Genomic DNA, 6,881 nt, shown 5'->3' on the forward strand with positions numbered 1-6,881 from the left:
CGGCGGCCGGGGGGGGGGGGGGGGGGGGGGGCGCGGGGGGGGGGGGCCGGGGGGGGGGGGGGGCCCCCCCCCCCCCCCGGGCGCCCCCCCCCCCCCCCGGGCCCCGGTCGTTGCGAGGGTGCGGTACCGCGGCAGCCGAGGCCAAAGCGCTGGGGTTGAAGAGCGCCGGGCCCGCCGGGCCCCACCACGGCCGACCACACCGCATGACCACGATGACAGCCCCGACGCCAGGCGTGGCGTCGGGGCTGTCATCGCACCGGTCCTGCGTTCGGACGTCGGACGTCGGGCGTCGGGCGTCGGGCGTCGGAGCGAGTTCACCTGCCGTCGCATGCCTTGGGCCCACAGCTGGGAAGGATGGCGCTGGTGTGGGCCCGCGGACTCACGACGTCTTCCCGGAATGGGAGTCATGGCCGTACATGTGCGTGGCGGCGACCAGAGCGAGCATGCCGACCGCCATCATGATCAGTCCCACCAGGGGCCGGTCAGCGCCCTCCCATTGCCAGTCGACGGCGAACACGAGTATCGCGCCGAGCCCGATCGATGTGATGGCTCCGATGGCCAGCAGTCCGGGCATGGGGCCCACCTCCTTGAGCGGCTGATGGGCACTCTGCCCCTGCCGGATCACACTGTTGCCGAACAGCGGTGCGGGGCCCATGGGCCTGATGGCCCGTCCGGCAGAGCCATGAGGCCCGTATCGCGGCAGAGACAGCGGCGGGCCGGCGGACCGAGTGCATCGGTCCGCCGGCCTGGGACATCAGAACCGGCCTCAGCTCACGGCCGCACCGAGCGCCAGGAAGCCGGCGACCGCCACCAGCAGCATGCCCATGAGGGGTGCCATGAAGCGCAGGTACTGGTCGTAGCGGACCTTGGCGAGGGCGAGGCCGCCCATGACGACGGCGGAGGTGGGGGTGATGAGGTTCACCCATCCCGAGGCGGACTGGTAGGCGGTGACCACCAGGGCCCGGCTGACTCCGGCGAAGTCGGCCAGCGGCGCAAGGATCGGCATGGCGAGGGCCGCGTGGCCGGAGGAGGAGGGGACGAAGAACGCCAGGGGGAGGTTCACCCCGAACATCAGGACGGCGAACGCGCTGGAGGACGTGCCGGACACCGCCCCGCGCAGGGCGTCGAGGATGGTGTCGGTGACGCTGGCGTTGTTCATGATGACGGTGACGCCCCTGGCCAGCATGACGATCATCGCCGCGCCGACGAAGTCTCCCGCTCCGGCGGTGATGGCCTCCGCAGTGCCCTTCTCCCGTAGTCCTCCGATCAGCCCGACGAGGATGGCCGCGACGATGAACAGGGCGGCGAGCTCGGGGAAGTACCAGCCGAGTGTGGGCAGGAGGGTGATGCCGAGATCGGCCCAGGGGACCACGGCGAAGATCATGAAGAGGAAGGTGGCCGCGAAGAGGCCCAGGACGATGCGCTGACGTCCGGTCAGCGCCGGCTGTCCGCCGGCCTCCGCCCGGAGGCGGTGATCGTCCTCGGTGAACGGTGTCAGGGAGCGGGTGGGGTCGGCTGCGATGCGGTGGGCGTAACGCAGCACGTACGCGGCTGCCAGGGCCGTCAGGCAGGCCCACATCGCCAGACGGAGCAGGATGCCGTCTCCGGTGCCGATGCCGGCGCTGTCGGAGGCCACTCCGGTGGCGAACGGGTTCACGGTGGAGGCGAGGGTGCCGATTCCGGCGCCGACCATGATGACGGTCGCGGCGACCATGCGGTCGTAGCCCAGGCCCAGCATCAGGGGGATCATGAGTCCGTAGAAGCCGAGGGTCTCCTCCGCCATGCCGTAGGTGGTGCCGCCGAGGGAGAACACGGTCATGAGGACGACGAGCAGTATCGCCCGGTGGTGGCGCAGGCGTTGGGCGAGGCGGGCCACTCCGGCGGTGAGGGCGCCGGTGCGCATGGTGACCGTGATGAAGGCGCCCACGGCAAGGATGAAGAGGAACACTCCGGCGGCGCCGGCGAAGGTGCCGGTGGCCCCGGGTGTGGTGAGACCGCTCTGGGCGTCGGTGACGCCGTACAGGCCGTTGACCGGTGAGAGGAACAGGTCCTTGAGCCGCTCCCAGAAGCCGGTGGTCACCTCCACCGGCCGGTAGGTGCCGGGGACGGGGCTGCCGTCCTTGGTGTCGTAGCGGCCGGCGGGGAGCACGAAGGTCAGCGCCCAGACCGCGACGGTGACCGCTATGAGGACGGTGAACGCGGACGGGAAGGTGAACCTTCGCTTCGCGCGCCCGGTGCCGGCATCGTCGGCAGCGGGCTCGGGGGCTACGGGGGGTGTGGCGAGGCTCATGTCAGGTCCTCATGCGCGTCGGGGCGGCGGTCGAGGTCGCGGCCGATGGAGGTGACGACGGTGCCGGCGGTTCCGTCGAGGAGGGCGCGGGCGTCTCGGAGGGCGCCGATGGCGGCGGTGCCGCCCGTGAGTTCCACGAACCGGCACACGGCGTCGACCTTGGGGCCCATCGATCCGGCCGGGAAGCTCAGCGCTCGGAGCGCTGCGGGGGTGGTCCGTCCGATGGGTTCGGCGTCGGGGGTGCCGTAGTGGAGCGAGACGTGGGGGACGTCGGTGAGCAGCAGCAGGGCGTCGGCGTCCAGCGCCTCGGCCAGGAGGGCGGCGGTGAGGTCCTTGTCCACCACCGCTTCGACGCCGGTCAGCTGTCCCTGCTCGTCACGGATGACCGGTACACCGCCGCCTCCGGCGCACACCGCCACCGCTCCCGATTGGAGCAGAAGCCGGATCAGCCGGGTCTCCACGACCCTCTGGGGTCGGGGCGAGGGCACGACGCGCCGCCAGTGTGTGCCGTCCTGTTTGACCGTCCAGCCCCGCTTGGCGGCCAGGCGTTCGGCTTCCTCCTGGTCGTAGACGGGGCCGACGAATTTGGCTGGGTCGCCGAAGGCGGGGTCGGCGGCGGAGACCAGGGTCTGGTTGAGCAGAGCGCACACCTGGCGGCCCGGCAGGGCGTTCTGCAGGCACTGCAGGAGCCAGTAGCCGATCATGCCCTGGGTCTCGGCGCCCAGGACGTCGAAGGGGTAGGGGTCGCTCAGGGACGAGTCGGCGGCGCTTTCCAGGGCGAGGACGCCGACCTGGGGGCCGTTGCCGTGGGTGATGACCAGCTCGTGCTCGCGGGCGAGCGGGGCGAGGGCCGCCACGGCGGCGCGGACGTTGGCGAGCTGCACGGCGGCGTCCGGCCGCTCCTCGCGGCGGAGCAGGGCGTTGCCGCCCAGGGCGACGACGACACGCATGAGTGTTCTCCAGGGACGGGGGTGGGCGGGGGTTCAGTCGGCGAGGGTGGCGACCAGGACCGCCTTGATGGTGTGGAGCCGGTTCTCGGCCTGGTCGAACACGATGGAGTGGGAGGACTCGAAGACCTCGTCGGTGACTTCCAGCGCGGTCATGCCGGTGCGGGCGGCGATCTTCGCGCCGACGGTGGTGTCGCTGTCGTGGAAGGCGGGAAGGCAGTGCATGAACTTCACGCGCGCATTCCCGGTCGCCCGGAGGACGGCGGAGGTCACCTGGTAGGGCTTGAGCAGGGCGATGCGCTCGTCCCACAGCTCGGACGGCTCCCCCATCGACAGCCAGACGTCGGTGTAGACGAAGTCCACCCCGGCCACGCCCTCGGCCACGTCCTCGGTGAGCGTGATCCGCGCGCCGGTACCGGCCGCCACCTTGCGCGCCTTCTCGACCACGTCCGGTGCGTTGTGCAAGGAGCCGGGGCCGATCATGCGTACGTCCATGCCGAGCATCGCCGCCGTGATCAGCAGGGAGTTGCCGACGTTGTTCCGGGCGTCCCCCAGGTAGGCGAAGGACACCTGGTTCAGCGGCTTGTCGGTGTGTTCCCACATGGTGAGCACGTCGGCGAGGGACTGGGTGGGGTGCCACTGGTCGGTCAGCCCGTTCCACACCGGCACGCCGGCGTACTGGGCCAGTTCCTCCACCAGGCGCTGGTCGCTGCCCCGGTACTCGATGCCGTCGTAGTAACGGCCCAGCACCCGGGCGGTGTCCTTGACCGATTCCTTGTGACCGAGCTGTGAGCCTGCGGGATCGAGGTAGGTCACGTGCGCGCCCTGCTGGTGGGCGGCCACTTCGAACGCGCAGCGGGTGCGGGTCGAGGTCTTCTCGAAGATGACGGCGATGTTCTTGCCGCGCAGCCGCTGCTCCTCGCATCCATCGCGGCGGGCTGCCTTGATCTGTGCGGACAGTTCCAGCAGGTGGCGGAACTCCTCCGGGGTGAAGTCGAGTTCCTTGAGGAAGGTGCGGTGGTTCAGGTCGACGGGCATGCTCGAACTCCTGGGCAGGTGTGTCAGGGGTGTGAAACGGGTGGGCGTGAAGGTCGCCGACGTGCGTCAGGCGGCATCTCGTTCGATGGGGCAGCTCATGCACCGCGGGCCGCCGCGGCCCCGGCCCAGTTCGCTGCCGCGCACGGTGATGACCTCGATGCCGTTCTTTCGCAGGTAGGTGTTGGTGGTGACGTTGCGCTCGTAGGCGACGACCACTCCGGGCTCCACGGCCAGCACGTTGCAGCCGTCGTCCCACTGCTCCCGCTCGGCGGACCGCACGTCCTGGCTGGGTGTGAGCACGTTGATGGACGGCAGCCCCAGGGCGTCCGCGATGGCCTGGTCCATGTACTCGGGCGCGTGGTCAGTGATCTTCAGTCCCTGCCCGCCCGTCCCGGGTTCGATCGTGGACGCCGGCAGCATGCCCAGGCCGGCGTAACGGGTGAAGGTGTCGCCGCTGACCATCGTCATCACGGTGTCCAGGTGCATGAAGCTGCGGCGCTTGGGCATGTTGACCGCCACCACCCGCCGGGCGGAGCCCGCGGTGAACATCCGCAGCGCCAGGTTCTCCACGGCCTGCGGGGTGGTGCGCTCGCTCATGCCGACGAGTACGGCGCCGTTGCCGATGACCAGGACGTCACCGCCCTCGATGGTGGCCGGGTAGGCCCCTTCGCCGTCGGTCCACCGGTGGAACTCGCCCTTGTCGAAGAGGGGGTGGTGGCGGTAGACGGCCTCGAAGTGGACCGTCTCCCGGCGGCGGGCCCGCTTGCTCATCGGGTTGACGCTCACCCCGTCGTACGCCCAGCACGACGTGTCGCGCGTGAAGAGGTGGTTGGGCAACGGCGCGAGCAGGAAGTCGTCCGGCGCCATGGCATGGAGACGGACACTCGGTACGGTCCCGAGGTGCTGCCGCAGTTCGCCCTTGGTGACCCCGCCGATGAGGCACGCGGTGAGTTCCCCCGGCTCCAAGGAGTCGAAATGCGCGCGGAACCGGTCAGTGGCCAGGGCCCCGAACTCCCGCTCGTCGAAGACCCTGTCCATGATCAGCTGCCGAGCGGCGGGCAGTGCCAGCGTCTCGGTCAGCAGGTCCGCGAAGAGGTGGACACGCACTCCACGGTCGCGCAACGTGTCGGCGAAGGCGTCGTGCTCCTCGCGGGCGCGCTTGACCCAGAGCACGTCGTCGAAGAGGAGCGCCTCCTTGTTCGTGGGAGTGAGCCGCTTCAGTTCCAGGTCCGGCCGGTGCAGGATGACCTGCTTCAGACGGCCGGTCTCGGAATCGACGTGAAAGGACATGGGACCCCCGTGAGGTCGGTTTCGAAGTGCCGCGGAAGCAGGGCACATGACGTGCTCGCCGGCCTCTGCACGACGCCCGGGGAGCACTTGAACCCTGTCACTGGCGCCCGTCGGAACCGGACGGCAACAGTCCTTGGCGGCAGGTCATGCGGTACCGGGCGGCGAGGGCCTGTCCGGACGGGACGCAGGGCCTTTCGGCTCTGGGCGCCGGGGCCGGGGCGGTCGGACGCGCGCCGGGGATGCGCGGTCCGCGTTGCCGCGAAGACATCATCGCCAGAAGCGGAGTGAGGAGATCAGCAAGTCGGTTCGGCTCCGGGCAGAGGACGGGCGCACCGCTTGCGCGCGGAGCTCAGTTGGCTCTGTACGCGAGATCGCTCGTGAGCAGAGCCACTCAGTGATTGCGCGCCGCGGCAACGCGAAGCTCGCCCCCGTCAGCTTCGCGCGCGACACCCCCGCACGCTCCCTCGAAGACCAGCTCGCCGAGATCGTGCAGGAGGTCCCGCTTCGCGGCGAGGCCGCCGAACGCAGACGTCTCGACGAGATCGAAGCAGCCCGCCAGAAGCGCATCCGCTGGGAAGCCGCCATGGATGAAGCCCGCGTCCAGTACGCCGAGGTGCTGGCCCTGGTCTTCCAGGCGGCGTGACGGGCAGGTGCCACTGCGCGGTGAGGAGGCACCTCCCGCATACCGCGTCAGACACTTCGAGGCGCAGGAAGCGGCATGGCGCCACGCCACCCGACTCGCGGAGCACGTGAGCGCCGTACGCACCGGGGTCGAGACCATGCCTCCGGGTCAGACCAGAACCGAAGCCGAAGCGTCGATCGACCGGGCGGCAGCACGCGTGGAGCGCCCCGACCCCCTGAGCACACCGCCCGACTGCCCGACATCCCCGATCCCCGAGCCGACGACCTCAGGCCCTTTCTCGGTCACTGGAGCACCCTACGACCCCTGACACAACACGGACCGGGCATTCCACCGAGCAACACGGAACGTCACTACCGACAAGCGGATGAGGCAGGGGCGGCCAACAGTTCCGCAGCCAGTGCCCCGGTCACCTCAAGATGCCTGCCGCCCCACAGCCGAGGGCTCCACCCGGCGGTCACCAAGGGCGCATGACGACCCATCAGAGACCGCCCCGTCCGTGCGTCCCGTGGTGCTCCCAGCGCTCCCGGTAGTAGCGGACGAGTTCGGCGTACGGCTCGATCGGGTGGGTGACGTTGGCCGAGAAGAGCGGATCGCCGTAGCGGGCGGCGAGGTCGACCGACTCCCGGCTGGTCGCGCTGCCGTGCCAGACCCGTACGGGCTGCTGGAACGGCCT

Annotated in this window: 6 protein-coding genes and 1 pseudogene; 1 reads left to right on the top strand and 6 read right to left on the bottom strand. The window is 70.4% G+C overall.

Annotated features, from left to right (window positions below):
• Positions 1-379 precede the first annotated feature (379 nt).
• From ACFY8W_RS37690 to ACFY8W_RS37710, 5 genes are all read right to left on the bottom strand, one after another.
• A complete protein-coding gene (locus ACFY8W_RS37690) occupies positions 380-574 on the bottom strand; it encodes a hypothetical protein (RefSeq protein WP_338673436.1) in 195 nt (64 codons plus the stop codon).
• A gap of 192 nt (positions 575-766) precedes the next feature.
• Entirely contained in the window at positions 767-2,290 is a 1,524-nt protein-coding gene (locus ACFY8W_RS37695; RefSeq protein WP_391115693.1) for a YfcC family protein, read from the bottom strand.
• The gene (locus tag ACFY8W_RS37700; protein WP_391115694.1) at positions 2,287-3,240 is read right to left on the bottom strand and encodes a carbamate kinase; all 954 of its coding nucleotides are present in this window, start codon (positions 3,238-3,240) and stop codon (positions 2,287-2,289) included. The genes ACFY8W_RS37695 and ACFY8W_RS37700 overlap by 4 nt, the downstream gene beginning before the upstream one ends.
• Before the next feature lie 33 nt (positions 3,241-3,273).
• Positions 3,274-4,275, bottom strand: a complete 1,002-nt coding sequence (argF, locus tag ACFY8W_RS37705; protein WP_391115695.1) for an ornithine carbamoyltransferase — start codon at positions 4,273-4,275, stop codon at positions 3,274-3,276.
• Between the two features lie 66 nt (positions 4,276-4,341).
• On the bottom strand, positions 4,342-5,565 hold the full coding sequence (locus tag ACFY8W_RS37710) for an arginine deiminase (protein WP_391115696.1): 1,224 nt from the start codon (positions 5,563-5,565) through the stop codon (positions 4,342-4,344).
• Positions 5,566-5,959: 394 nt separating this feature from the next.
• Here ACFY8W_RS37710 and ACFY8W_RS37715 point away from each other — a divergent pair, with 394 nt between their 5' ends.
• Positions 5,960-6,208, top strand: coding sequence for a hypothetical protein (locus ACFY8W_RS37715; RefSeq protein WP_391115697.1), 249 nt, complete (start codon positions 5,960-5,962; stop codon positions 6,206-6,208).
• A gap of 502 nt (positions 6,209-6,710) precedes the next feature.
• On the opposite strand, the pseudogene ACFY8W_RS37720 reads toward ACFY8W_RS37715, so the two are convergent.
• A pseudogene (locus ACFY8W_RS37720) lies at positions 6,711-6,881 on the bottom strand (LLM class flavin-dependent oxidoreductase); the annotation flags it as partial.

The organism is Streptomyces sp. NPDC012637 (genome assembly GCF_042954805.1).
Classification (GTDB): domain Bacteria; phylum Actinomycetota; class Actinomycetes; order Streptomycetales; family Streptomycetaceae; genus Streptomyces.